Here is a 26,323-nt window from a genome sequence, read left to right as displayed (position 1 = left end):
TTCGCTGTGTGGCGGATCAGGCCGGGGGCGTGCCCCAGGCCAGGGTCGCGCCGGTATATGCGGGAACGGCCGGTGCGTCGGTGTACGTCGTGGAGGTCGTACGGCTGTAGTCGTTCGTCTCGTTGAAGTCCGACCAGTCCGCCTTGCTCATCCTCAACTGGATGTCACCGGTGTTGCCGCCGGCGGCCAGCGAGCCGCCCGTGAAGCTCACCTCCAGATAGGCGTCCGCGCCCGAGACGGCTGTCGCCAGCGGTACGACCCGGAGCTTGACCTGCGCGCAGCCCACGGCCGCGTAGTCGCACCAGGCGCTCACGGAGGCCGATCCGTCGCGTGTGAAGTAGTAGCGCACCGCGACGGCGTCGAGTTGCACGGCGGAGCTGCCGGTGTTCACGACGTGGAGGGAGGGCCGGACGGCGTTGTCCGTCGCGGAGCTGTCGTTGTTCTTGTACCGCACCTTCACGGCCCCGGACGGGGTGTCCGACGACTCCGTGGTCACGTTCAGCGCCGCCGAGGGAGCGGAGACGTTACCTGCCTCGTCCCGGGCCCGCACGGTGTAGCTGTACGCCGTGGAGGGCGAGAGCCCGGTGTCGGTGTAGGTCGTGCCGGTCACCGGTGCCGCGTTCACCTTGGTCGTTCCCCGGTAGACGTCATACCCGGACACCCGGGTGTTGTCGGTCGACGCCGTCCAGGACAGCGCAACGCTGGTGGAGGTCCTGGCGGTGCTGGCCAGACCGGTGGGGACGGTGGGTGCCTGGGTGTCCTCGGGGTCCGTCGGCCCGTCGTACACCTCGCTCAGGCTGATGCCGGTGGTGCTGCCGGCACCGCCCAGCGGAACCTCGTGGTCGAGGCTGACGAACTTCCCGCCGTGCTGCCAGAGCGCCGGCTTGAGCAGCGCGTACTTCTCCTCGTCCCAGGACTTCCAGTCGCCCAGCAACAAGCCGCCGGTGTCACCGGAGTTGGGGTTGAGGCACCAGAACGTCTGGTGGATCCGGTGCTCGACGATGAGGTCCCGAAGTGCGGTCATCCACTTCTGGTTCGGGCCGCCGTCGAGGAAGCCTCCCCATTCGCCGATCACCAGCGGGGCCTTGTTCTCCTTGTGCAGGTAGAGCCAGTTGGGGTCCCAGACGTCACGCTCGAGCGTGGTGCGGTTCCAGTCACCGGTGAACCAGGGCTGCTGGTGGACCAGCGGCCCGTAGTCGTGCGGGGAGTACACGAGCTGGTCGTTGTGCGCGCCGAGATCCACGGGATGGTCCCGGACGCCGCGCAGGTTGCCGCCCCACCAGGTCGAGTGGTAGTCGGTGGGAGTGGTGGAGGTCCAGCTCACACCGGCCTTGGGATAGATCTCGATGCCCTCGCAGAGCACCAGCAGGTTGGGGTTGACGGCGAGCATCCGCTTGCCCGCGGTCTCGCACACGTGCTTGAAGTTGTCCTGGTCCGCCGAACCGTCCCACTTGGCGCGTGGGCTTGTGCCGGCCGTGCCGTGCGGTTCGTTCTTGACGTCCATGGCGACGATGGTGTCGTCGTTCTTGTAGCGGGCGGTCACCCACTCCCAGGCGGTGTAGAAGTCCTCGGAGGTGATGGTGCCCTTCCACCACACCGGGTAGATGTGGCCGGAGTTGTCGGCCTCGGCGCTGTGTACGTCCAGCATGACCTTGATGCCGTACTGCTCGCACAGCGCGAGCCAGTGGTCGAAGACCTCCAGGGAGGTCTTGCCCGCGATCTCGGGATTGGCGTAGGCGTTGACGCCGCTCGGGACGGCGGCCTGGCCGTTCCTCCACTCCAGGAGGAGCTGGGTGGAGATGGGCACGCGGACGATGTTGATGCCCCTGGAAGCCATCGACTTGGTGATGTCGGTGATGTTGCCGGACCACAGTCCGTGGAAGACCCGTTCGCCGGCGTTGAAGCCGAACCAGTTGGCACCGGTGAGCCAGACCTCGTCGCCGTTCGCGTCAACGATCTTGTTGCCCTTGGTGTGCAGCCAGTCGTCGCCGGGTGCGGCGACGGCCGCCTCGCTGCGCGCGGGGGCCGGGCGCTGCTCTGCCCCGAGCGCTGGGCCGGTCCCGAACAGCAATCCTGTGGTCAGCGCCGCAGCGAGCACCACCTGGATACGCCGGAATGGCCCGGTGCGGCCCCGCCGTGATGACAGTCCCACGATGTCCCTTTCTGTCGCATGGCCAGAACAAGAAGCACTGAACAGCGATGGGAGCGCTCCCAAAATTGCGCGCTGTTCATGAAGCCAGGCGCCTTGAGGGCTGTCAACCTTTTGAACCGAAGCGGCCAACAACTCGCTTTGCAGCGTGCGGTGTGGCTGCCGCTATCGGACGAGCGGCAGCGGCGGCTGGTGACGGCCACGGAGGAAACGTGGTCTAGCCGTGGGGAGTTCGGGCCATCGCGCGGGCCGCCGCAGTTCAGCGAGACCGCAGTCCACGCACTGCGTTCCGCGACGCCGTCGAGCTCGTCACCCCGAGCGTCCTCCCACCCCCGTGGCCGGCCCCGCCCCGCTGCCGACGGAAGGGGCACCCGCACTGGTCCTCGCGTGAGGCGGCGTACTGCCTACCCGCTCCGCGCCGTTCGGGGTGGCCGCTCGCGTCACTCTCCGCCTCTCGCCTCGGCGGCATGCCGGGGAAGGCCGTCGTTCCGAGTCCGCACGCTGTGGGTCAACGCCGCCTGTAGAGCACGGCGCTGCCTGGCCGGGCAATCCGTTGTGCGGCTATGTCAGCGACCAGCTTCCACTGCGTTCGGCACCGCTGCGGCCGGGTGGGCGAGCAACTGCTGCGTGCGGCAGCGCCGCTCGCGGGCAGTCGCATTGCCGGTCGCGGTCGGCGTTGGCGCCACATGCACGCTGGTCCGACTGCCAACCGCCCCTGATCCATGGCTTCAAACAGCCACGAACCTCACGCAACACAGAATCACGGGCCTCTCCAGCCGACTGGCAGGCGCTGCCCGATCATGCAGGGATCATTGCGGACTCGGCGTAGGTGTGGCGTCCGGTGTCGCGTCGCCGGTCGACCCCGGGAAATCCGGGACAGTCACGCTGACCGCCCGCTGCGCCGGGCGCTCTCGCAGCACCGGGCTGAGCGGGACGAGATCGCCGCTCTCGCCCGGCCCCTGATGCGGCCTCGGGTGCAGCCAGCTTCGCATCGACCGGCTCTGGCCCCTGCCCGTCCCGCTTCGGGACCCGGGCTACGACTCCTTGAGCTCCTTCAGCCGCGCCGTGTAAACGGCGGCGATCCGGTCGGCTTCCTCCGGGTCGGCGGTCACCAGCTGCGCCTGGTCGGCGAGCGCGGCCTGACGGCCGGCCTTCAGTTCCTCGATCCGCTCCTCGTCGGGCACTGGTGCGCGGTGCTCCGCGATGATCTGGGTGTTGTACCAGTTCACCACCTCCTGGACGGCATCCTCCGCCGCTTGCTCCTCGCCGCCTTCCAGGCCGGAGAAGTCGGGCTCAGCTGTGTTGGATAGGGCAACCCCCTTGATCTTGATCATGAATGGGAGTCGCCATTGTCCTCTCGGCCCGCTTGCCCGGCCCGGTGCCCTCCTGGTCCTCAAGCGCGCGGGCAGGCCTGAACCCGCCGCTCTGCCTGGCCATGACGGCAGGGCGGACCTCACAAACCCCGCAGCGCGGGCATAGGCTGACCCTGCTGATGATCATCTTTCGGGGTGGACGTGACAGGCCGAGATCTCAGGGCCCTGTTCAGTACGAACGACCGCAAGTGTGCAGGCTGACGAGGCCTTCACCAACCGCTCCTCACAGTGGGAGACGGTCGCGGCCGCGGTCACCGAGCACCTCCAGCACATCAGCGCACCCGGCTTCAACGCAGAGGACCTCGAAGCGCCCCGCAACCACGTACTCGTCTTCCACGGCGTGGGCGGCATCGGCAAGACGACCCTGTCGCGAATGCTGGAGGCGGCGCTCACCGACGCCGGACGGCGGCCTTCCCAGTGGGGCGAGCCCGGGTGGCCGGCCGACCGGCTCCTGCCGGTACGCATCGATCTCGCCCGCTCCGCCGGCACCGACTTCGAGCAGATCGTGCTGACGATCCGGGCCGCCCTCACCCGGATCGGTCGTCCCCTGCCCGCCTTCGACCTGGCGCTGCGCCGCTACTGGGAGGCCAACCACCCCGGCGAGCCCCTGGAGGAGTACCTGCGCCGCGGCGGTCTCGGCTCCCGGTTCGGACAGGCCATGCCGCAGCAGATGCAGTCCGCACTCGCCGACGTCGCCCAGGCACTCGTGCTGCCCGGCACCATCGGCTCAGCCATCGGCCAGGTCACCGGCGCCCTCATCGGCGCGCTGCGCGAACGCCGCCAGACCGTACGGGTCCCTGGCAGGCTGCACCCGGCTGGCGGACCTGCTGGAAGTCGAACCCGACCTGGCGCCTTGTCGTTCTGCCCGCACCTGCGGCGTGGGAGCTCGCCCGCCTCCCCCAAGGCAAACGCGTCGCGCCGGTCGTCCTGCTCGACACATTCGAGGACATCGGCGACCGCACCCGCCGCGACCTGGAGCACCTGGAGCACCTGGTACAGCGGACGGTGTGGCTCCTGCCAAACGCCTTCTGGGTGATCACCCGACGCTCCCGCCTGCAGTGGGCCGACCCCGCGCTGCAGGGCCAGCTCGACTACACCGGCCCAGCCGCCTGGCCCGGCCTTGTCCACACGGCCGTGCCTGTCACCCGCACCCCCGCCCAGGCCGGCACCGCACGGCAGGTGCAGATCGGCGACTTTACCGACTGTGCTGTGAGTGGTGGGGTCACTCGTCGGGGTGGTCTATAGGGCTTTCCCGTTCTCGTTTACCGATCTCGGCAAGCCTGTTCGTCGCATCGGGATGCGGCGGGAGGGGCATGTGCGAAGCGTGATTGTCCTGGATGACATTCGAGTCCAGGAGATGGTCCGACGGGACGGGAGCCGGGCGTACACGATCGTGTGGCCGGACCTCACTGAGCGTTTTCAGAGTGGCCCCCTGCGGGCTCCGCCGGAAGCCCACGGCCCGCTCGGCATCACCCCCGGGCGCGGTGAGCGCGCCCACGCAGGCGACGCTCAGCGCCAGCGGATGGGCCGTACGCGCCGTGCAGTGCTCGGGCCGGTCGGTAGGGGCGACCGTTGCGGGCAGATGCCGAGCGTCGGCGGAAACGGCTACTTGGAGTCGATCGAGCATGGGTTCGTGGTGGCCGCCGCACTGAGCGGCCTACACCAACTCGGCGGTCAGCAGCGCTGCGCGCAGGGCCTTCTTATCGGTCTTGCCGACAGCGGTTCGGGGGAGAGAGGCAGCAACCGAATATGAGGCAGGGGCATAGAGGTCGCCGAGCGCATGAGTGATCTGGCGGGTCAGCGCAGCAAGGTCCGGGACACGAGCAGGGTCCTGCGGCACGAACACCACGTGCACCTTCTCCCTGCCGTCGTCCCCGGTCAGGCCGATGGTGGCCGCGTCTTTCACCGTGGGGAGCGAGATCAGGAAATCGTCGAGGAGGCGTGAGTAGACGTTATCGGCGGTCCGCCCGGTCACGATGATGTCTTTCACCCGGTCGACCAGGTACAGGTACCCCTGGCCGTCCTGGCGGGCGAGGTCACCGCTGCGGAACCAGCCATCGGCGCCCAGGACTTCGGCTGTACGCTCAGGATCGTTCCAGTAGCCGTCCATGACGGTACCGCTGCGCACGTACATTTCACCGACCTGCCCGACCGGCACGGGTCTGCCGTCATCATCTCGCAGCTCCACCTCGGCTCCAGGGCGCGGGCGCCCGCAACTGGTGAGGGACTCCGGCCGTGTCAGGTCGTGTTCCTGCGGGGTGAGTTCGGCGACCAGGCCATTCTCGGACGCCCCGTAAATCTGGTGCAGCACGGGACCGAAGCGTCCGATTGCCTGCCGCAGCCGGGTGGGAGCCGCGGCCGCACCGGTATAGAAGAGGGTTTTCAGCGATGGGAATCCGTCAGCGGGGTGGCCTGGATGGTCGACGAGTTCGTACAACATCGGCGTCACCGTCATCATCGCGGTGATGCGCTGGGTGCGCATCACGGACAGGACGGCACCAGCGTCGAATGTCCTCAGCAGTACGACTGTGGCACCGGTCAAGAGGCCTATGAGGAAGGCAAGGTGGCCACTGGTGTGCGTTATCAAAGTGCATACGAGCATCTTTGGTTCGGCTGATACTTCGTCAGCGTACCTCCCGGACACACGGGTCAAAGCCTCGTAGTAAGGGCTGCGGTGCGTGACCAGCTTGGGCGTCCCGGTGGTGCCGCCGGTGTAGAGCAGCGTCGCGATATGGCGGCCGTCGGCTGCCTCGTTCGGCACGAGGTCGGTACTGTCCGGGGCCACGGCAAGGAAGTCCGTCGCCAGCGACGACCGGCCGATACTGAAGATGTGCGGAATATCGACCCGGCCGGTGATCTGTCGGGCCCTTTCCTCGAATTCGGCATCGAAGAACAGCGCCTTGACCTGGGCACGTTGGATGAACGCTTCCAGCTCGCTGTTGCCGGGCTCGGGCGGTACAAAGACCAGCCGACAGCCCGCGAAGTGTACGGCCAGCATCAGTAGCGAAGCTTCGGGCGAGTTCGCCACGAAGAGGGCGACCCCGTCGCCGTTTCCCAACCGGGCATCCCGCAATGCTGTGGCGTACCGGAGAACCGTCCTGAATACCTCCGTACCGCTGATTCGGCGCGTGCCTGAGATGATCGCATCTCGACGGCCGGCCCCTTTCAGCCGGTCCAGCACCTTGACGGTGTAATTTTCGATTGAATTCATAGCCCTGTTCTGTCGTGCGAAGGTTCGGCTGGTCCGATTACCCCAAGGTGGGCGCTCAAAATGATCCGGGTGCGGGCCAGAGCAGCTCGGAGCTTTCCTCGACCGTGGCATTGCTCTTCTATCGGCCGCCGCAGTTCCAAGCTGGTGGCAATGCACGGTGTCATTCGGTGACCGTCTGACAGCGGGGCTGTCAGATGGTCGCGGAAGGCGTCACTTCGGTACCGAGATCGCTTCAGTTGTCTGGAGCGGGCCGGATGCTCTACCGAGGCCCGCCCTGGGCCTTTGTGGCTACCGAGGCCCGCCCGGGGCCTTTTTGGCTGGTGAACCGCTCTACGAGGGGTGATTACGAGAAGAGGGAGACAGGGCTTTCCGAGACTTGCACATACTCAGTCTTCCATTCGGCGCCGGGCCGCTTGTAGTGGACTGAAAGGTCGGTATTCAGCTTCCACCAGTATTTTGCGGCGACGGTGCAGCTATCGGACGCCACGTCCCAGGTCCGGGAATTGACCGAGGTTCCATTCTGGTTCGTTCCTGCCAGCCAGAACGTAATCGGAGTGTGCCCGGTGTCGCACACCCGTAGCTGCACGGAGTCGGCGGCATTGGCTATCCCGGGAGAACCAAGGATGCCGAGGACGACACTGAGGGACAGTGCCACCGTAGTGATTTTCTTCCTGAGGGGAAGCATGGAACTATCCACCATCCATTTTCCAAGAGAGCGGTATCCGGTGTTGACGTGGGCGTGCGAGATTCAGCGAGTACGCATTACGGCAGCTGCGAGGATGGAGGTACGGAGCAATCCAGACATCATTAGCCTCGGCAGCTGAACTGTCCTAGCCGGGCCGCCATTTGACCGGTCGGTTCGTCGCACAGGGTCCGCATCTTGCTGTGCGTCGAGCGCGACGAGCCGCTCGCTCAGGAGGCAGCCATCGCGGCTGGGGTGGCGTCCCGCCGAGTGCGACGGCGTTGCGTTTAGAGCTCGTAACACGATCACGATCAGTGTTTCTTGCGTCTCCAGAAAATGAGGCAGCAGGCCAGGGTGAGAACGCGTCATGGAATTCGGTTGAGCGGCTCGATCAGCATCCGCAAGTCGTCAGCCACGATCCACGGGTCGAGCGCTCATGCCCTCCCGGACGGCCGAATCGTCACATCGGTCACGCCCGGCCAGCGCATCTCAACTAGACCGCGTCACGAGCTCTATGCCGCAACTATCCTTGGGCGGAAGCGTCGTTGATGAACCAGCCTGCGGGGGCATTGCCCCAGCTCTGGAGGCAACTCAACTGCGCCGCGTCAGCCCGCTGGCTCAGCGCCGCCTGACACTCCTCCTGAGTCTCGTAGTAGGTCGCGGCCTGAGCGGAACCAGCGGTCGCGAGGCCGGCACCGGCGGCCACCGCGACACCCGCGGCGAAAAGCGCGAGCTTCTTGCGCATGAAATTGTCTCCTTCAGAGAAGCATGGGGTGGGGCAGGGCGGGGCGGTATTGCAAGCGGGCGGCCCTCTGGTAGCGACCCGAGCCGCAGAGGAATCCGCGCATGATCGAATGCCGTGAATGTAGAGAGCGGTCTCGTCGTCGGGCGTCATCCCTGAGGCTCTAAGGGGTCATCCACCAGGGCGAACCAGTCCGCTCTCGTGGGCCATGACGACGGTCTGAATCCGGTCATCGATGCGCAGTCCGGCAAGGATCCTGGACACGTGGCCCTTGACCGTGATCTCGTCGAAGAACAGCGACCGCAACCCTGTCCTTCCCCCGACCGCCTCCACGCACGGCGATGCGACCTGGACGACCCTGGCTGACGGATCGGCGCTGCACGTCGCGTGCCGCGCCCTGCTCGACCTCGCCATTTCGGCTACGTCGCCGCCGCGCGTCCTGGGCTCCTGGTCAGCCCCGGCGTCTCGGCGGTCTGCTCCATCGAGGCGTTCGCGTCCTGGGGGAGGGCCCGCTCGGCAGCCTCCAGAAACCGTGCGCATCGACACGCAGCGCTCGCTCCAGGTCGATCCACCGTCCCGCCGGTCCATCACTTGACCCACCGTAGTGGATACGTGGACGAAACGAATTCTCTCATAACTGATGCTCTACTGTTGCTATTGATTCACTATCTGATACGTTAGTGAAACTGATCGACGGTTGTCGTGGTCGACGGGGACAGGTGTGAGCATCGCCCTCGCCCGTGTCCGGTACCGCGATCCCCCATCGGCAGCATGACGACATCCATTCAATGAGTCAGGAGTTCGACGTGGCGACGACACGGCCGGTAGCCCTGGTGACGCGCGCATCCTCCGGTATCGGAAAGGCGGCCGCCCTCGCGCTGGCCGCGGCCGGCCACGAGGTGGTCGGCACCAGCCGCAACACCGCGCACGTCACCCCGATCAAGGGCGTGACCTTCCTCGACCTCGACGTCAAGAGCGACGCGTCGGTGACCGCTGCGGTCGGCGAGGTCATCGACCGGTTCGGACGGATCGACGTCCTGGTCAACAACGCCGGCATCGGCTCCGCGGGCGCCGCCGAGGAGTCCTCCGCCGCCCAGGCGCAGGGTCCCTTCGACATCAACGACTTCGGCGTCATCCGCATGATCAACGCCGTCCTGCCCCACATGCGCGCCCGGCACAGCGGACGCATCATCAACATCTCCTCCATCGTCGGATTCATGCCGCAGCCCTACATGGCCGTCTACGCCGCCTCCAAGCACGCCATCGAGGGCTACTCCGAGTCTGTCGACCACGAACTGCGCGAGTACGGCATACGCGTCCTGCTCGTCGAACCCGCCTGGACCAGCACCGCCTTCGACGCGGCCAGCGTCCGCCCCGGCCAGCCCCTGGACGTCTACGCCAACCAGCGGCACGTCTGCGAGGAGTACATGGCCCAGGCGGTCAAGGACGGCAACGACCCCGCCGTCGCCGCCAAGGAGATCGTCGCCGCCGCGACCGACGCCAAGCCCAAGCTGCGCTACACCGCCGGCGCGATGACCGGACACGTCCGCACCATGCGCCGCATCGTCCCCACCCGCATGTTCGACACACAGCTGCGCAAGCTCAACCGCCTGCCCGCCGCCTGACACCCCCCAACCACGCGACACCAGGCACAGCGGCAAGAAGGCGAAGCTCGGCATGAGCACCTATCTGGCAGACACGGCCGAAGACCTCACGGTGGACGGCCCCTCCGCAACCTTCACCTACCGGCGCGTCGGCCCGACCGGCGGCGTCCCGCTGGTCCTGCTGAACAGGGTCCGGGGGACCCTCGGCTGGTGGGACCCAACGTTCCTGGACCACCGGGCCGCCGATCGCGACGTGATCGTGTTCGACAACATCGGCACCGGCTACACCGCCGGTACCCCGCGCGACTCCGTCGAGGGACTTGCCGACGGCGCCGTCGATTTCATCGAGGCTCTGGTGCGGGCCACCATGACCAAACCCGAGGTCACCGGGGACGACGAGGTGTTCCTGTTCTTCCCGGAGACGGACACCGGACGCGCCGCCGGGTACGAGCACCTCGCCAGGGTGGCCAGGCGGCTGGCCACCGGACTCCTGGAGGTGTCCGAGGCAGCACTGGTCACGGCTGGTCACGCTGTCCGCTCTGGTCGTCGGGGGCATGCTCACGCCGGCGGCCCCGGCCTACCTGGCGGCAATCATCGCCGCCGCGATCGTCGTCGCGCTGGCCGCGTTCGAAGCACGCCGTCCGACCGGCGAGGCGTATGCGAAGCCGACACCCTCAGGCCGCCCACACGACTGACCCGATCACCTGACCCCCGGCATACGCGGCCGGTTCACCGGTCGGCACAGAAGATCGGCAGGACCGTTCGGTGAGACCAGCGCGCCTTCCCCTTCAACCCCATTCCACCAGGAGGATTCCATGGGCCTGTCCACCAGCACCCTTCTCGCCACCGGAATTGACCGGGGTCTTGGCCGGACACTTGCTGTCGAGCCGTTCCGCCGTGGCACCGCCGTCCACGCCGGTGCCCGTGACTCCGACCATCCGGTGTCCGGGCACGGGCCGACCGGCGCGCGGGAGCGGGTGGCCGTGTCAGGAGGCGGGGCGCCATGACCGAGACCGGTGTACTGATCTGCGATGCCCAGGAGTTGATGCGGATCGGCCTGCGCGGGGTGATCGACAGCCAGGCGGACCTCACGGTCGTCGGCGAGGCAGGGGACGGCGAGGCGGCCGTGGCGCAGGCACTCACGCTGTGCCCGGACCTCGTGCTCATGGAGGCGCGGCTGCCATGCCTGGACGGCATATCGGCCACCGCGCGACTGCGCGCCGAACTGCCCGGGACACATGTGCTGATCCTCACCGCCTGTGACCGCGACGAGTACGCCTACGCGGCGCTGCGCGCCGGAGCGAGTGGCTTCCTCGTCAAGGACGCGTCGGCCGCCGAGATGCTCGTCGCCGTCCGCGGCGTGCTGCGCGGCGACACGATGATCGCCCCGTCGGTGGCGCGGCGGCTCATCGACCGGTATGTCACGGGCGCCGTCGCTCCACTCGCCGACGCCCGCCTCGACACACTGACCGACCGTGAGCGGGAGGTGCTGTGTCTGGTCGGCCGCGGTCTGAACAACGTGGAGATCGCCGAGAAGCTGTTCCTCGGCGAGAGCACGGTCAAGACCCACGTAGGCCGCATCTTCGCCAAACTGCACATCCGCGACCGCGTCCAGGCTGTCGTCGTGGCCTACGAGAGCGGATTGGTTCGTCCTGGCGGATGACCCGGTCGGCGCTGGGGAGGACGCCCGAGGACACAGCCGATACCTAGCTTCTGGACTTGTCGATCATGCGGGAGTTCCTTCGCCGCCCCCGGCTCACCGGCGCCTCGCTCCGCTGGGCCCCGGCACCGGCGCGATCACCGGGGCGATCGTGAGGCAGCTGGCTCCGGGGGCGCGCCCCGGCCTGATCGCCGCCTCGGGGAAGGGCCCGGCGCCGGTTACGCAACGGACGAACCCGCGGCTCAGAGGGCATTCGGGCAGCCAGTCCCGCACCGCGGGGGGAATTGATTCCGCCCCGCGGTACTTGACTCAGCCGTCCGGTGACCAGGACGGTGACTTCGGGATTACTGCCTGGTCCACTTCTGGCCGGCGCCGCCGTTGCAGGTCCACAGGACCGTCTTGGTGCCGTTGGCTGTCCGGGCCTGGTAGGTGTCCAGGCAGAGGCCGGCGTTCACGTTGGTGATGGTGCCGTCGGCGTTCACGTTCCACTTCTGGTTGGTGTTGCCGTTGCAGTCCCAGGTGACGACCCTCGTCCCGTCGGTCGTCCCGGCCCCGTACGCGTCCAGGCACTTGTTGCCGTAGACCACCAGTTCCTTGCGTGCGGTGTACGTCCAGGTCTGGTTGTAGCCGCCGTGGCAGTCCCACAGCTGGGCGTCCTGGCCGTTGGTGATGGTGTTGTTGTTGAGGTCGAGGCAGCGGCCGGACGGCTGCCCGACGATCTGCGTGCCGTTCGTGCCGGGCAGTGGCCGTACCTCGATGGCGTCGAGGTCCGGTGTCCAGGCTGAGGCGTTGGAGAAGGTGAGCGTGTTCGCGGACCCCTTGGCCAGGGAGACCTCGACCGAGACCGTGCCCGGCGTGGACCAGGAGCCGGTCGGCGGGAAGGAGACCGTGGTGGGCTGCTGTCCGTTGACCTGGAGTACAGCTGTACGTGCCTTGCTCTCGCCGTTGGTGTAGGCGATGTCGACGACCTTGACGCCGGTGTCGGCGGCCGAGACGCCGTTGAACCGCAGGGTGTTGGCCGCGCCGTTGCCGACGTAGCCGACCTTGGTGGAGCCCGAGCAGCCGGCGCAGGCGGCGTTGGCCGCCGAGCCGGCCTTGGTGTTGGCGGCGGACTCGGCCTCGTATGTGGCGCTCGCCGCTTCGGTGGCGCCGGTGACCGTGAGGATCACCGAGTCCTTGGCGGGGACGGAGGTGGTGTAACTGGTGCCGAAGCTGCCCGCGTTGGACCGCGTCCAGAGGTTGCGGACGGTCGCGGAGGCGTTGGTCAGGCCGAGGTCGGACCAGCGGACGGTCATGTTCTGCGCGTTGGAGGTGCGGTTGAGCAGGACGACGGCCCGCTTTCCGGTGCCGGACAGGACCTTGCTGTAGACCTGCAGTCCGGCGGTGTCCTCGGCGACCTTGACGCCCTGGAGGCCGCGCGGGTCCTGGTCGACCGCGATGACCTCGGGATTCTTCAGGATGTTCGCGGTCTCGGTGCTCATCGTGGCCAGGTTGTTGCCGGCGAGGAGCGGTGCGCCGGAGATGGCCCACAGGTTCATGTGGCTGCGGTTCTGGGCGGCGGTGAAGCCGTCCAGGCCGACCATGAGCATGTCCGGGTCGTTGTAGTAGCCGGTGTGCTGGGCCGTGGGGTGCACGTTCGCGTCGAAGTTGGCGAGCATGTTGGTCCACGAAGGCGCGTTGCCGTGGATGATGATGTCAAAGTTGGTGCGCCACAGGGCGGCCATACCGGCGCCCCAGTTCCACGGGTTCTGCTTGCCCCAGTTGCAGACGGACAGTGTCAGGGGCCGGCCCGTGGTGGCCGAGGCCTTGGCGACGGCGTCGCTGATGGCCTGGTAAGTGGCCTTGGCGTCGAGGTTCTCTACGTCCCCGCCACACCAGTCGACCTTGACGTAGTCGAAGCCCCACTTCGAGAACTGGAGCATGTCCTGCTCGTAGTGGCCCTCACTGCCGGAGTTCGGCGCGGCGGGACGGCCGGTCGGGAAGTAGTAGCCGCAGCCGTCCTTGCCCGCGTCGGTGTAGATACCGGCCTTGAGGCCCTTGCTGTGGATGTAGTCGGCAATCGCCTGCATCCCGCCGGGCCACTCGGCCTCGTCGATCGTGATGTTGCCCGCGCTGTCGCGGGTGCCCTGCCACCAGCCCTCGTCGATGTTGATGTACTTGTAACCGGCCTCGGGCAGCCCGGCCGCGACGAACGCGTCGACCTGTCCCTTGATCACGTTGTAGTCGACCTTGGCGGCGAAGGCGTTCCATGACGCCCAGCCCATCGGCGCCGGATCCACCGGTACCTGGTTCGACGTCACAGCCACCGGTTCCACGGCGCCGAGATCACGGGGGGCTTGTTGCTGGATGCCCACGAGCCCGCCGACGGCTACCGTCGCTGCCACCAGCGCACGGATCACAGCGGCTCTGCACCGGCCCCTAAAACCGGTTGGGCGTGACTGAAGTGGCATGTGCTTCCTTCCAGGGAACGCCAGAGTCAGCCCTGACCGCGAACTCTGGTCGAAATATCGGACACCAGTCGACAAGTCGGACCGGTGCGCCGAAACTAGGGGTGCCTGAAGACGGCGTCAATGGGTTTGACCACCTTGGTGGGCCAGTACGCGGACGAGCCCGAATCAAGGCCATTGCCAGGCCGCTCACCGGACGAGCTCCGCGGCCTTGGTGGCTCTGCCGAGCACCCACAGCAGTGGCCCTCGCCGCAGGAGCACGGTCATCACCTGCTCGCCGAACGTGCGCCGGCTCTGCTGAAGGTCCTGCGCGAGGCCGATGTGGACTTCGTTGTGCTGGCCGGCATGCTCGCCGAGTGCGACCGGGTGGGCGACGGACGGGCCGACTACTCCCGAGCACCGCCGGCACGGGGTGAACGCACAGGTGGTCACCGATCCCCGGCGGCCGCTTGATGTGGCTCTTACCCGCTCTGCCCGGCCGAGCTCACGACTTGACCGCTGCCCACACCCACCGGATGACCCGCATCTGCGAGCGCCAGGGCGTCCCCATCCTGGCCGACCTCGCCTACCAGGGCGGCGGCCCCTGGGTGAGTACCGGCAGCAAACGCAGACCCCTGCAGGAACTCACCCTCACCGAGAAGACCGTCAACCAGGCCCTGGCCGCGGCACGGGCACCGGTCGAGCGCGGCGTCGCACGTCTGAGGTCCTGGCAGATCTTCCGCAGATCCCGATGCAGCCCAAACCGCATGACGTCAGTCGCCAAGGCCGTCCTCACCCGGGAGCGGCAAGGCTTGAAGAAGCTCAGTGAGTCTCTTCGTCCTGGTGCAAGCCCTGCAGATGCTCACCTTTTTGTCGGTGCCTTTCGGAAGAACGGGGCGTGGCTGCGGATCGAGCAACTGCGCGCCACCTTCTGACCTGTGCAGACGGCGAACGGCGGGGGATCCGCACAGTGCCTCGGCCCGTGGTCGGGATCTCCACACACGGCCCACCGACTCGACCTCGATTAACTGTAGATTGCCAACTGTTGACAGTTTGCAGGTGGCGTCTTAGGGTCACTCCATCGGACCGCCTCATAGGGCGGCCTGGACGCACAGGAGGAGCAGTGGAAACCAACACGCAGACCGGTACGGCTTCGGAGCGCCTCGAGGCTCTCGGCTTCCCGCTTCCCCGCGTCGGCAACGACGCGAAGTACGTGAACCACCGGACGGTTGACTCCAGCGTTTACGTGTCGGGACAGCTGCCGTACAAGGACGGTGTGCTGCTGGGTCAGGGCATCGTCGGCCGCGGCGTCGAGGTGGAGGCGGCGCGGGGTCTGGCGCGTCAAGCGGTGGTGAATTGCCTTGCCGCCGCCGCGGACGCGGTGGGCGACCTGGATCGGGTCCGTGTCGTGCAGATGCTGGTCTTCGTCGCCAGTGCGCCGGAGTTCGGTGAGCAGTCGCGTGTCGCCGACGCGGCGAGTGAGCTGCTCGTCGACGTGCTCGGCGAGAACGGGCGGCACGCCCGCACCGCCATCGGTGTCGCCGGACTGCCGCGTAACAGTCCTGTTGAGATCCAGATGGTCTGCGCGGCGGTGTAGGACACGCCCATCTGAACGGCGGGCGTGACTCGTTCGGCATTCGAGGGAGTCGGGACGCCCGCCATCCATCCTTTTCGCACCGTTATCCGAGGAGTGCAGCGTGCACCGGCTCCAACGAGCACTCGACGCGTTGGTCGAGCGGGTGGACACACCCGCGCCCATCGTGCTGTTCGACGTCATGCAGCGGAACATCGACCGGATGCAGGGCTTCGCCGCCCAGCACAACCTGCAGGTCAGACCTCACGTCAAGACCCACAAGTGTGTGGAGATCGGCAGGCTCCAGGTAGAGGCGGGGGCCGTCGGGGTCACCGCCGGCAACGTCGGTGAAGCAGAGATCTTCGCCGCGGCCGGTTTCGACGACATCTTCCTCGCCTACCCGATCTGGCCTGCGGGGACCAAGGGCGAGCGGATCCGGCGGCTCGCCGAGACCACCCGGCTCCGGGTGGGCGTCGACAACGTCGCGGCCATTGAGGCCCTCGCCGACGCGATGGGCGACGAACCCGACCGGCTGGAGATCGTCGTAGAGGTGGACTGTGGCGCCCGCCGGTCGGGTGCGCCGCCCGAGGCCGCGGGTGATCTCGCCCTCGCCGCCTGGAAGCGTGGACTGGTGCCCGTGGGCGTCTACACCTACCCGGGTCACGGCGGGTCCGCCCCGCACGCTCGCGCGCGTGCCGCGTGGGACCAGGAGGTCGCGCTGATCAAGGCGGTGCGCAGCTTCGCCGACGTCGGGGTGACCGCTGAGGTGGTCAGTGCGGGCTCCACGCCCACGGTCGCGTTCTCCACCAGCAGCCTGATCACCGAGATCCGTCCGGGCGAGTACGTCTTCTGCGACATGGACAACACCCGGCTCGGCGCGTGCGATGAGGACCAGATCGCGCTGTTCGTCGCGGTCACGGTGGTCAGCGACTGGGTTCCGGGCCAGGTCATCCTCGACGTCGGCACCAAGGCGCTCAGCCGGGACGGCAACCCCGAGCGTGGGTACGGCGGGGTCGCCGGCATGAAGGCCGTCCTGTCCAAGCTCAACGAGTACCACGGCTTTCTCGCCGTGCCTCCCGAGGAGCCGCGGCCCAGTGTCGGGACCGTTCTCCCGATGGTGCCCAACCACTGCTGCCCGATCGTGAACAACTTCGAGGAACTGATCGTGACCGACTCGCAGGGCACGACGCCGCAGCGGTGGTCGGTCGCGGCCCGGGGACGTCTCAGCTGAGCGGTCTCGCAGCGATGCCCCACCCCCTCGTCCAACCAAGAAAAGAGTGGCTGACATGAGACTTGAGAAGGTCACGGCGCTGGTGACCGGAGCCAGTAGCGGGATCGGGGAGGCGGTGAGTTCCCACTTCCGTCGTGAGGGCGCGCGACTGCTCCTCACCGGTCGCAGGGAGCATCTGGACACCGTCCAGCCCGACGACCTGTATGTCCCCGGTGACCTCAACGACGAGGCGTTCGTCGCGAGCCTGGCTCACCGGGCCGCCGAGTCCGTGGGGACCCTCGATGTCGTCGTCCTGAACCACGGCCTTCAGGTGAGCAGCCCGCTCACCGAGATGGCGTACGAAGACGCGAAGAACGTGCTGCACAGCAACCTGCTCAGCGCGTTCCTGGTGATGAAGCACTTCGCACCGCTGATGCCCGAGGCAGGGGGCTCATTCGTCTGCGTCGGCTCACGGCTCGGCATGGTGGGCAAGCCCGAGGAAGTGCTGTACTCGGCCGCCAAGGGAGGCCTCATCATGCTGGCCAAGGGCGCGGCCATCGAATGGGCTCCGCGCAACATCCGCGTCAACGTCGTCGCTCCGGGCCTGACCGTCACACCCGTCATCGAGGCGTCGTTCCAGCGCCGGCCCGACCCCGAGGCGTACCGGCGCCGGCGCGAGGCCCAGATACCGCTCCAACGCCTCGCCACTCCCGAGGAGATAGCGGACGCGGTCCTGTTTCTCGCCTCACCGGAGTCGTCCTACATCACCGGAGCGGTTCTCCCCGTGGACGGCGGCTACACCGCCTTCTGACGGCGCCATCAGCGATCCCGCCCAGTCGAAGAGCAGACGCATCCTCTTTCCACTCGCCGTTTGCTGTCGTGATCCCCGATCAAGGCAACGCTCTGCTGGTTAGAACGGTCACGTAACTCCTGGAACAACGATCTCGACCACGGCAGGGGCCGTCGCCCGGTCGCGTGCAGGTTGCCCAGCGCTCTGGCGCTCTTCGGTGCTTCCAGGCGTCGTCGGCGACAGATATCGCGGCACGACACGACAGCCGTGGTCGAGCGCACGGCCCGCCCCGCGGAAGCCAAGCCCGGGTCGCAGGTGATCGCAGGATTCAGCGCCCCGCGATCATCGCCCGCGCACTGTCCAGCCCGACGACCGGCAGGCGAAGGACGACGCGCGCCTGGCCGGTCGGGCGGCCTGGCACACGGCCTGAGTGACCTGGCCACACAGGCTGGTCGCCCCAGCATGACCTTCGTTACTGGAAAGAGTACGGCTTTCCTGTTGCCGTGCCCTCGTCGCGCCGCTTCGGTCTCAGGTGAACGCGGCGGCACGGCCTCGCGCGTCACCGGCGCTGCTCTCAGCGCGTGGGAGCCGGCTCCGTGTCGCCCTCACTGTCCCGGCTGGTCAAGGCTGACACCGCGTCGTCGAAGTGCTTCTTCAGCGCCGCCAGGGCGCCAACGGTGTCGCCCTCCCGGATCAACTCGCTGATCTTGCGGTGATTGACTTCACCCGGGCTCTGGGCCTCGTGATGGCGTCGAGCCTCCTCTGCGGTGAGGGCGCCCATGCACAACCGGGTCTCGGAGATCACCGTGCTGAACATGCGCTGGAGCCGCTGGCTCCCGGAGGCGGCGACCAGGATGGTGTGGAACTCCAGGTCGTACTTCTTCACCACCGCCCAGTCGCCGGCCGCTTCTGCGGCATCCATCAACCTGACGTTCCTGTCCAGTTCCTTGTAGGCCTTCTCCGACCTGGCGGAGGCGATGATGGACTGGACCGCTGCGGACTCCAACGCCGCACGAGCCAGGTAGATGTCAGCGACGTCTTCCTTGGTGAGCAGCGGGACGGTGACCCTTCGGTGAGGCTCGCCGCGGAGCAGTCCTTCCTGGATCAGCCGCTGGAGCGCCTCTCGGATCGGCCCACGGCTCACCCCGAAGCTCTTGGCCATCTCGACCTCGCTGAGCTGTGTGCCGGGGGCCAAGGTGCCGTCGATGATCTCCTCCCGAAGGCGTTCGGTCACCATCGTGGCGAAGGTCTCCCGGGGCAGGCGGGTCGGCCTTGCGGACTCTGGACTCACAGGGCTTCCCCCTCGTCGATCACGGTCTGCGGCGCAGCGCCCGGACCGCTCGTAGCTGTCTCCACGGGCTTCGCTGTATCTGCGTGCTTGCGTCGGCTCTTCTTCATATCCAGCCCCTGTCCGATCATGGTAGCGCTGAGGCGGGTGGGGAATGCAGCGGCATCGGGAGGATGCCTGTCCAGGGCGCGCCTTCCATGGAGGGCCTTGGCGTCCAGGATCCTCGCGCCCAGTCGGGGTGCGGAGGCCGCGCACCCGACCCTGTGGAGGACAGCGATCCGACGGTGACCAGTCCGTGCGGGCCCAGGAAGCCCATCGCCGTCCCCAGCCGAACGAAGCCCGGGATCAGGCGGAGGAAGAGCACGAACCACCTCGGCGGGCAGAGGTGGTTCGTGGCTTTGAGGTTCTTCGCCGAGCAGGTCGGCGAGCGCCAGGACCCACCGCACGCCGCCCCGGGACACCGGCACGTTGTTGGCGATCTCCAAGGTGTACAGCGGTCGACCGGGCGGCGGCACGGGTCCTGACCAGTGATCCGTCGCCGATCCCGGAGTCCCGGCGATGGACGTGACCGCGTTGGCGGTCCTGCATTTCCGCATCACCACGCCCTTGCCTACTTGATGAGGTCCTTGGCCTTGTAGTACGCGCCTGCGAAGGGCAGGAACCACGGCGGGCCGAAGTGGCCGGGTATCCGGGGGAAGGACAGGTCGCGCCAGGGGTTGGCGGCCGTCGTCCCGTCCATGTACTCCGCCATCTGCTTGCCCATGTAGGTGGCCATCTGGACGCCGTGGCCGGAGTAGCCGACCGAGTAGAACAGCCCGTCCTGCTCGCCGGCGTGCACCATCCGATCCATGGTCATGTCGACCAGGCCGCCCCAGCAGTAGTCGACGCGGGTGCGCGTGAGCTGCGGGAAGACCTCGGTCATCGCCTTGTGCAGGATGCGCCCGCTCTTCTCGTCCGACTGCGGGCCGGCCATGGCGAACCGGGCACGGCCACCGAACAGCAACCGGTGGTCCGGTGTGATCCGGAAGTAGTGCAGCAGGTTCATGGACGTCGACGCCATCCGCCGGGTCGGCATGATCTGGTCGCAGAGGTCCTTGCCCAACGGTTCGGTCACGATGATGAAGCTCCCGACGGGCGCGATCCTGACCTGAAGCCAGCGGAACGGCCGGCCGGTGTAGCCGCTGGTCGCGACGAGGACCTGGTCGGCCCGGACGGTCCCGCGTGCGGTGACCACCTCGTGCTTGGTGCCGCCCAGCCGCCGGACCTGCTCGACCGGTGCCTTCTCGTGGATCTCGGCGCCCGCCCGCGCCGCGGCCTCGCCCAGGCCTCGGGTGTACTTGCCGACGTGCAGTCCGGCGCTCTTGGTGTCGACCATCGCGCCGTGGTAGAGGTCGGAGCCGATCTCCGCGTGGATTTCGCTCCTGGGTACCAGGCGTGTCTTGTCGAGCCCGATCCGGTCGGACAGCTCGTGGGTCTTGCGCAGGCCGTCGAAGTGAGCCGGCTTGGAGGCCAGGATCAGCTTGCCCGAACGGGCGAAGTCGCAGTCGATGCTTTCGTCGGCGACCAGCTTCTCGATGGTGTCGACGGCGTCGTGGTAGGTCGCGAGGTACCGTCTCGCGGTCTCGAAGCCGTAGCGGGTGATCGCGTCGCGGGTGCCGATCGACAGTCCTGTGGTGGCCATGCCGCCGTTGCGGCCCGACGCGCCGTAGGCCACGGTGTCCTTCTCCAGGACGGCGACCTTCGCTCCCTTGCGGGCGAGATGAAGGGCTGCGGACAGCCCGGTCAAACCTGCCCCGACCACCGCCACGTCCACATCGCCGCTCACCTCGGTCCGGGAACGGTCAGGCCCTTGCGGGGAGGTATCGAGCCAGTACGGGGTGAGCTTCATCGGTGCTTCTCCTGGGTGGTGGGCGGGGCAGGTGCCCCGTTGTCGGAGTCTGAGAGGGGAGGCAGAACCGACAACAGTTCTTGGCGATGCGCAGGTCATCAGCGGGAATCAGGTCGTGGCACGCGGTGGCCACGGCCGGGCGGCGTCAGCCAATAGCCGGGATGTCGGATTCTGTTGCGACCTGGGGGCCCGCGAGCGAGCCCCCCACCACGACGACTTGTCTCATGAGCGCCGACGGCCTGGGGGCCGGGTCAGATGCCGAGCATGGTGTTGACCTCGTCGAGGCTCTTGACGGTGACGTAGTTGTAGGCCGGCGAGTGCGGGTCGGCGCCCCGGTCCAGCATCACCTTGTTATGGAAGCCCAGGTCGTCCGCCGGCATCAGGTCGTAGCGGGTGTGCGACGACACGTGCAGGAAGTCGTCCGGCGTGGCGTCGAGCTGGTCGAGCATGTACTCGAAGGCGCCGTAGCGAGGCTTGTAGAAGCCGGACTGCTCCGCGGTGTACACCGCGTGGAAGTCCGCCCCGAGCCGCGGCACGCTCTCCGCCAGGAACGAGTCGTCGGCGTTGGAGAGGATCACCAGCTTGTAGTGCTCGCCCATCTTCTTCAGCGGCGTCGGCACGTCCGCGTGCGGCCCCCAGCTGCGCATGCCGGTCGCGAAGCGCTCCCCGGCGTCGGCCTGCGCCTTGATGCCCCACTTCGTGCACACCCGCTCGAACGCGTCCTGCAGTACCTGGGGGTAGGAGTAGAAAACGCCGCAGACCTGGTCGTAGCGGTAGTTGCGGAAGTCGATGACGAACTGGTCCCAGTGCTCCTCGGGGATGCGGTCGCCCGCGAGCTCCTTGGTGATCGGGGTCATCTGCCAGTTGATCAACGTGCCGTAGCAGTCGAAGGAGACGTAGGTCGGCCTGAATGTCGTGTCGGTCATCGTTGGTCCTCTCTTGGGGGTTGCCTGGCACGACCGTAGGATGGCAGCCTGTCAAATGTCAACAGTTGGCAGAGTCGCCCTGTCGGCCCCCGATCGAAGGATGTGGACGAGATGGCGCTGCTCTATGGGCGACCTGAGTCGACGACCGAGGAGGCTCGGCCCGGCCGACGCGGTGCGGTCTCCATACCGGGTCAGGTGGCGGCGAACCTCCAGCCGGTGACCCTCTTCCCGGCCGAGAAAACGACCTGCTCATCCGGTTGCGCCGGGGCGGGCAATGTCCGCGGCGCGCACCCCTTGACTCCCTCCAGGCCCACTGTCATTCTCTTCCCACTTTTAGCGGACGTTTCGTGAATTCACGCGAGATGAGAACGGGAGCGGCCTGAGGGCCCCTCAGCGACCGCCGTCCCCACGCTTCGAGGTCACCGCCAACGCCGCCGGACGCGTGCTCCCGGACATGCGCGGGTTCACCATCTCCCCCGATGCGGAGCTCGCCGTCCACGCGCAGCCGCACAACAGACCGGCCCCGGCCCCACACCCGCCGGCATCCCCTCGGTCCCCCGCACAGCTGGTCCACGCGTCAACAGATGAGGAGTATTGCCATGAGTGACCCCCTGATCGGCCGGAGAGCGCTCCTGCGCGGAGCAGGCGGCCTGGCCGCCCTCGCCGCCCTTCCCTCCCTCGCCGCCTGCGGCACCGGCACCACCCGCGCCGCGACCGCCGGCGGTCAGGCCGGCAGCAAGACGGTGATCGTCCGCGACAGCGGCGGTTCGTTCGGTGAGGCCCTGCAGAAGGCGGTCTACACGCCGTTCACGCAGGAGACCGGCATCGCCGTCAAGGTGACCAGCCTTGAGGGCACCCAGATGCTGGCCCAGATGAAGCAGGGCCGTCCTCAGTTCGACCTGGTCAACACCTCGATGATGGACCTCTTCAAGTTCGCGGACCAGGGCCACCTGGAGAACCTGGACCGCGACCGGATCAAGAGCCTGAAGAGCGCGAAGATCCCCGACGGTCAGATCACCGAGCATGCTGTCGCCCACAGTTTCTACGCCCAGTGCATGGCGTACCGCACCGACGACTTCGGCGGCCGCAAGCCCGAGTCGTGGGCGGACTTCTGGGACACCAAGTCGTTCAAGGGCAGCCGTTCGCTGTGCAACCCGGACGCCGACCTGGCGGAGCTGGAGTTCGCGCTGCTGGCCGACGGCGTCCCGCTGGACAAGCTGTATCCACTCGACGTGGACCGTGCCTTCAAGGTGATGGACCGGATCCGGTCCGACGTCAAGAAGTTCTGGGACAGCGGCCCGCTGCCCGGTGTGCTGCTGAGCCGCGAGGAGGTGACGATGTCCACCATCTGGCACGGCCGGCTCGCCGATCTGACGAAGCAGGGCGTCCCGGTCGCGGCCCAGCTCGACGGCGCCCGCCGCCAGTTCTCGGGCTTCGGCATCCCGATGGGCGCGGCCCACGTGGACACCGCCTACCAGCTGCTCGACTACTCGCTGCATCCCGAAGTCCAGGCCCGTCTGGCCAAGACCTTCCCCGCGAACCCGTCTTCCCCGGTGGCTTACAAGAAGCTCACCGAGAAGGAGCTCTCCACGCTCGCGGGTGCGCCGGAGTACTACGACAAGGGTTTCGACGCGGACATCGAGTGGTGGATCAAGAACGAAGCGGCCGTCATCAAGCGCTGGTTGGAGTGGGCTCGTGGCTGAAATCGGTGTGGTCACACCGTCCGTCGAGGTGGCCGGAAGCTCGTCGGCCACCGCGACCGGCAAAGCGCTGTCGGTGGTGGCCCTGCGCAAGACGTACGAGGACGTCGTCGCTGTCGACGAAGCGTCCATGGAGATCGCGGCCGGGGAGTTCGTCACTTTCCTGGGCGCGTCAGGGTCGGGCAAGACTACGACCCTGATGATGATCGCCGGGTTCTGCGAACCCGACTCCGGCACCATCACCGTCGGCGGTCGCGACGTCACACGGCTCGCCCCGCAGAAGCGGAACCTCGGCTTCGTCTTCCAGCAGTACCTGCTCTTCCCGCACATGACCGTCGGGGAGAACGTCGCCTTCCCGCTCCAGCTGCGCGGAGTGTCGAAGGACGACATCCGCAGGCGAGTGGGGGAGACCCTGGAGATCGTGGGCCTGTCCGGCTTCGCGGGCCGCAAGCCACGCGAGCTGTCCGGCGGTCAGCAGCAGCGTGTGGCCCTGTGCCGGGCGCTGGTCTACCGGCCCCCGGTCATCCTCATGGACGAGCCGCTCGGCGCGCTGGACAAGAAGCTGCGCGACCAGCTCCAGGTCGAGATCAAGGCCATCCAGCAGGAACTCGGCCTGACCGTGATCTACGTGACGCATGATCAGGAGGAGGCGCTGGTCATGTCCGACCGCATCGCGGTGATGCGCGACGGCAGGATCGAGCAGTTCGACACGCCCAGGGAGCTGTTCGAGCGGCCGAGGACACCGTTCGTCGCGGACTTCCTCGGCGCGGCGAACTTCCTGCCCGGCCGCGTGGTGCAGAGCACCGACGAGCACACCGTGGTCCGCCTCGACCAGTCAGGCGGTCTGCTGAAGGCGCGGCGCCACGAGCTGGCTTCCGGTACCCCGGTCAAGGTCGCTGTCCAGCCGGGCCGTCTGCGGGCCGGCGCCCCCGATGACGGTTTCTGTACCGGCACGGTCGAGACCGCCGCGTACGTGGGCAGTGTGGTCCGCGCGGGGGTGCGTATCGACGGCGGGGACGCGCCGCTGCTGCGTCTCGAGGTACCGGCCGGCCGCGGTCCCGTCGCGGGCGAGCGGGTCGGAGTGACCGTCGATCCCGATGACGTCAATCTCTTCCTCTCGGAACAGGACGGGTGAGCCATGGCCGCCACCCTCACCGGCACCGCCCCGGCCCGTCCGCGCAAGCTGCTGGCCTCCCGCAGAACAAGGGCCGGAATCCTCTACGCGCTGCCGGTCGTCGTCTACCTGCTGGTGCTGTTCGTCTACCCGATCTTCAGCACACTGTTCCTCAGCCTGAAGAACACCGACGGATCGCTGACGCTGCACTGGTACATCGACGCGCTGACCGGGGTCAACCTCTCGGTCCTGTTCACCACGTTGCGGATCTCGGCGGAGACGGCACTGTTCAGTCTCGTCTTCGGGTTCGTCCTGGCGAACGCTATCTCCCGGCTCAAGCCCCTGTGGGCCGGAGTGGCCATGCTGATCGTCGTCGTCCCCCACTTCATCAGCGCCCTGGTGCGGACCTACGGCTGGATCATCCTGCTCGGTGACAAGGGCCTGGTGAACCAGGCCATGGCCGACCTGTGGTTTCCCGGGGCGCCGTACCAACTGCTCTACAACGAGATCGGCGTGGTCATCGGCACCACCTCGGTGATGCTGCCGTACACGGTGCTGCTCCTGTACGGCGTGATGCGCGGCGTGGACCGGCGGCTGCTCGCCGCCGCGGCCAGCATGGGCGCGGGACGCGTGACGATCTTCCGCCGGGTCTACCTGCCGCTGGTCGCCCCCGGCCTGGCCAGTGCCGGACTGCTCAGCTTCATCCTCTCGCTGGGCTACTACATCACTCCGGCCCTGATGGGCGGCCCGCAGCAGACGATGATCGCCTCCCTCATCAACCAGCAGGTGATGAAACAAAACCAGTGGAACGGGGCCGCCGCCGAGGGCGTGATCCTGCTGCTGCTCACCTTCGCCGGACTGCTGCTGGTCAAGCTCGTCACCTCCCTCGGCGCCAGCCGGAAGAAGAGGAGTACGTCATGATGCAGCTGCGCAGCACCCTCGCCGGGCGGATCACCCTGACCGCGGTCGCCACCATGATCCTTCTGTTCCTGGCGCTGCCGATCGTCGTCATCCTCGTCACCTCCTTCAGCGACAACGCCTTCGCCGCGTTCCCGCCCAACGCGTGGACTTTCAACTGGTACCAGGCGCTGTTCGCCGACGGCAGCAAGTGGCCGGCCGCACTGTCGCTGAGCGCACTGGTCGCCGCCCTGAGCACCGTGTTCTCGTTGGTCATCGGCGTCACCGCGGCGACCGCGCTGACCCGCAGTGAACTCCCGCTGCGCTCCGCGGTCTACGCCCTGGTCCTCGGACCCCTGCTCATCCCGCAGATCGTCACCGCCCTCGGTCTGTTCCTGCTGTTCGAGCCCGCCTCGATGCTGGGCAGCCCGCTCGCCATCGCGCTCGGCCACACCGTGCTGGCCTCGCCGATCGCGGTGCTCATCCTGATCGCGACCCTGCGCGGGATCGACGAACGGCTGGAGGACGCCGCCGCGAGCATGGGCGCCGGGCGTCTGACGATCGCCCGGCGGATCACCTTCCCCCTCGCCGCCCCCGGAATGATCGCGGCGGCGATCTTCTCCTTCATCACCAGCTTCGACGAGTTCTACATCTCCCAGTTCCTCTCGTCGGTCGACACGGTCACCCTGCCGGTGCAGATATACAACTCCCTGACCTTCGACATCGACCCCAGCGTGACCGCGATCAGCGCGATTCTCATCGCCTTCGCGATCCTTGCCCTCGTCCTGGTGGCCCTGGTGCGCTGGCTCGGCTCCGGACGGCAGGATTCTCCGCTGTCGGTCGAGACCGCGGCGGGGATCGCCACCCCCGGAGGTGAGGCCGTGTGACCATCACCGCTCAGTGGCACCTGCCGATGAGTATGACCGTGAACATTCCGGCGCCGAACCTCGCCCTCCCGGCCGGCAAGCCCGCCATCACCCTTGAGACGTTGGTGAGGCGGGGCGCGGGGAGAAGCGCGCACGGCCATGCGAGCGGTCGATGAGGAAGGCAACATCCTCTCGACCCACAAGGTGCCGACCCCGGGCACGCC

General features: G+C 67.5%; 20 protein-coding genes and 1 pseudogene. 12 read left to right on the top strand and 9 right to left on the bottom strand.

Translation table 11 applies throughout. The features are described from left to right. Positions 1-16: 16 nt before the first annotated feature. Together ACWD0J_RS32295 and ACWD0J_RS32290 are read right to left on the bottom strand one after the other, a co-directional pair. Positions 17-2,101, bottom strand: a complete 2,085-nt coding sequence (locus tag ACWD0J_RS32295) for a cellulase family glycosylhydrolase (RefSeq protein WP_451499404.1) — start codon at positions 2,099-2,101, stop codon at positions 17-19. A 1,082-nt stretch (positions 2,102-3,183) separates the two neighbouring features. Then, positions 3,184-3,483 (bottom strand): hypothetical protein, encoded by a 300-nt coding sequence (locus ACWD0J_RS32290; protein ID WP_451499403.1) that lies wholly within the window; start codon positions 3,481-3,483, stop codon positions 3,184-3,186. A 229-nt stretch (positions 3,484-3,712) separates the two neighbouring features. Here ACWD0J_RS32290 and ACWD0J_RS32285 point away from each other — a divergent pair, with 229 nt between their 5' ends. Further along, positions 3,713-4,558 carry a hypothetical protein gene (locus ACWD0J_RS32285; RefSeq protein ID WP_451499402.1) on the top strand — a complete coding sequence of 282 codons (846 nt, stop codon included), beginning with the start codon at positions 3,713-3,715 and terminating at the stop codon, positions 4,556-4,558. Between the two features lie 621 nt (positions 4,559-5,179). Here the strand turns inward: ACWD0J_RS32285 and ACWD0J_RS32280 are convergent. The 3 genes from ACWD0J_RS32280 to ACWD0J_RS32270 form a co-directional block, all read right to left on the bottom strand. After that, on the bottom strand, positions 5,180-6,733 hold the full coding sequence (locus tag ACWD0J_RS32280) for an AMP-binding protein (RefSeq protein WP_451499401.1): 1,554 nt from the start codon (positions 6,731-6,733) through the stop codon (positions 5,180-5,182). Between the two features lie 343 nt (positions 6,734-7,076). Continuing rightward, positions 7,077-7,388 carry a hypothetical protein gene (locus ACWD0J_RS32275; protein WP_451499400.1) on the bottom strand — a complete coding sequence of 104 codons (312 nt, stop codon included), beginning with the start codon at positions 7,386-7,388 and terminating at the stop codon, positions 7,077-7,079. A 550-nt stretch (positions 7,389-7,938) separates the two neighbouring features. Continuing rightward, on the bottom strand, positions 7,939-8,160 hold the full coding sequence (locus ACWD0J_RS32270; protein ID WP_451499399.1) for a hypothetical protein: 222 nt from the start codon (positions 8,158-8,160) through the stop codon (positions 7,939-7,941). An 803-nt stretch (positions 8,161-8,963) separates the two neighbouring features. On the opposite strand from ACWD0J_RS32270, the gene ACWD0J_RS32265 reads away from it, so the two are divergent. From ACWD0J_RS32265 to ACWD0J_RS32255, 3 genes are all read left to right on the top strand, one after another. Next, positions 8,964-9,782: an oxidoreductase gene (locus ACWD0J_RS32265; RefSeq protein ID WP_451499398.1), complete on the top strand. Its 819-nt coding sequence runs from the start codon at positions 8,964-8,966 to the stop codon at positions 9,780-9,782. 52 nt (positions 9,783-9,834) lie between these two features. Beyond that, on the top strand, positions 9,835-10,530 hold the full coding sequence (locus ACWD0J_RS32260) for an alpha/beta fold hydrolase (RefSeq protein ID WP_451499397.1): 696 nt from the start codon (positions 9,835-9,837) through the stop codon (positions 10,528-10,530). Between the two features lie 234 nt (positions 10,531-10,764). Then, a complete protein-coding gene (locus ACWD0J_RS32255; protein WP_451499396.1) occupies positions 10,765-11,424 on the top strand; it encodes a response regulator transcription factor in 660 nt (219 codons plus the stop codon). A gap of 341 nt (positions 11,425-11,765) precedes the next feature. On the opposite strand, the gene ACWD0J_RS32250 is transcribed toward ACWD0J_RS32255, so the two are convergent. Then, positions 11,766-13,871 carry a ricin-type beta-trefoil lectin domain protein gene (locus tag ACWD0J_RS32250; protein WP_451499395.1) on the bottom strand — a complete coding sequence of 702 codons (2,106 nt, stop codon included), beginning with the start codon at positions 13,869-13,871 and terminating at the stop codon, positions 11,766-11,768. Positions 13,872-14,138: 267 nt separating this feature from the next. On the opposite strand from ACWD0J_RS32250, the pseudogene ACWD0J_RS32245 reads away from it, so the two are divergent. From ACWD0J_RS32245 to ACWD0J_RS32230, 4 genes and pseudogenes are all read left to right on the top strand, one after another. Then, a pseudogene (locus ACWD0J_RS32245) lies at positions 14,139-14,656 on the top strand (transposase family protein); the annotation flags it as partial. A 314-nt stretch (positions 14,657-14,970) separates the two neighbouring features. Beyond that, complete coding sequence (locus ACWD0J_RS32240) at positions 14,971-15,444, top strand: RidA family protein (protein WP_451499394.1); 474 nt, start codon at positions 14,971-14,973, stop codon at positions 15,442-15,444. A 100-nt stretch (positions 15,445-15,544) separates the two neighbouring features. After that, on the top strand, positions 15,545-16,651 hold the full coding sequence (locus ACWD0J_RS32235) for an alanine racemase (protein WP_451499393.1): 1,107 nt from the start codon (positions 15,545-15,547) through the stop codon (positions 16,649-16,651). 55 nt (positions 16,652-16,706) lie between these two features. Continuing rightward, positions 16,707-17,441, top strand: coding sequence for an SDR family NAD(P)-dependent oxidoreductase (locus ACWD0J_RS32230; protein ID WP_451499392.1), 735 nt, complete (start codon positions 16,707-16,709; stop codon positions 17,439-17,441). Positions 17,442-17,994: 553 nt separating this feature from the next. On the opposite strand, the gene ACWD0J_RS32225 is transcribed toward ACWD0J_RS32230, so the two are convergent. The 3 genes from ACWD0J_RS32225 to ACWD0J_RS32215 form a co-directional block, all read right to left on the bottom strand. After that, the gene (locus ACWD0J_RS32225) at positions 17,995-18,657 is read right to left on the bottom strand and encodes a GntR family transcriptional regulator (protein WP_451499391.1); all 663 of its coding nucleotides are present in this window, start codon (positions 18,655-18,657) and stop codon (positions 17,995-17,997) included. Positions 18,658-19,318: 661 nt separating this feature from the next. Beyond that, the gene (locus ACWD0J_RS32220) at positions 19,319-20,596 is read right to left on the bottom strand and encodes an NAD(P)/FAD-dependent oxidoreductase (protein ID WP_451499390.1); all 1,278 of its coding nucleotides are present in this window, start codon (positions 20,594-20,596) and stop codon (positions 19,319-19,321) included. 251 nt (positions 20,597-20,847) lie between these two features. Continuing rightward, the gene (locus ACWD0J_RS32215) at positions 20,848-21,522 is read right to left on the bottom strand and encodes a haloacid dehalogenase type II (RefSeq protein WP_451499389.1); all 675 of its coding nucleotides are present in this window, start codon (positions 21,520-21,522) and stop codon (positions 20,848-20,850) included. A gap of 599 nt (positions 21,523-22,121) precedes the next feature. Between ACWD0J_RS32215 and ACWD0J_RS32210 the strand changes: the two genes are divergently transcribed. Genes ACWD0J_RS32210 through ACWD0J_RS32195 form a run of 4 tightly spaced genes read left to right on the top strand, consistent with a single transcriptional unit; the run spans position 22,122 to position 26,120 of the window. Further along, the gene (locus tag ACWD0J_RS32210; protein ID WP_451499388.1) at positions 22,122-23,225 is read left to right on the top strand and encodes an ABC transporter substrate-binding protein; all 1,104 of its coding nucleotides are present in this window, start codon (positions 22,122-22,124) and stop codon (positions 23,223-23,225) included. After that, entirely contained in the window at positions 23,218-24,357 is a 1,140-nt protein-coding gene (locus ACWD0J_RS32205) for an ABC transporter ATP-binding protein (protein ID WP_451499387.1), read from the top strand. The genes ACWD0J_RS32210 and ACWD0J_RS32205 overlap by 8 nt, the downstream gene beginning before the upstream one ends. Before the next feature lie 3 nt (positions 24,358-24,360). Then, positions 24,361-25,257 (top strand): ABC transporter permease, encoded by an 897-nt coding sequence (locus ACWD0J_RS32200; protein ID WP_451499386.1) that lies wholly within the window; start codon positions 24,361-24,363, stop codon positions 25,255-25,257. Next, positions 25,254-26,120: an ABC transporter permease gene (locus ACWD0J_RS32195; protein WP_451499385.1), complete on the top strand. Its 867-nt coding sequence runs from the start codon at positions 25,254-25,256 to the stop codon at positions 26,118-26,120. The genes ACWD0J_RS32200 and ACWD0J_RS32195 overlap by 4 nt, the downstream gene beginning before the upstream one ends. Positions 26,121-26,323: the final 203 nt, after the last annotated feature.

This window comes from Streptomyces sp. NPDC003011 (genome assembly GCF_053591515.1).
The sequence above is the reverse complement of the archived record's forward strand: the minus strand, read 5'-3'. Positions and strand labels throughout refer to the sequence as shown.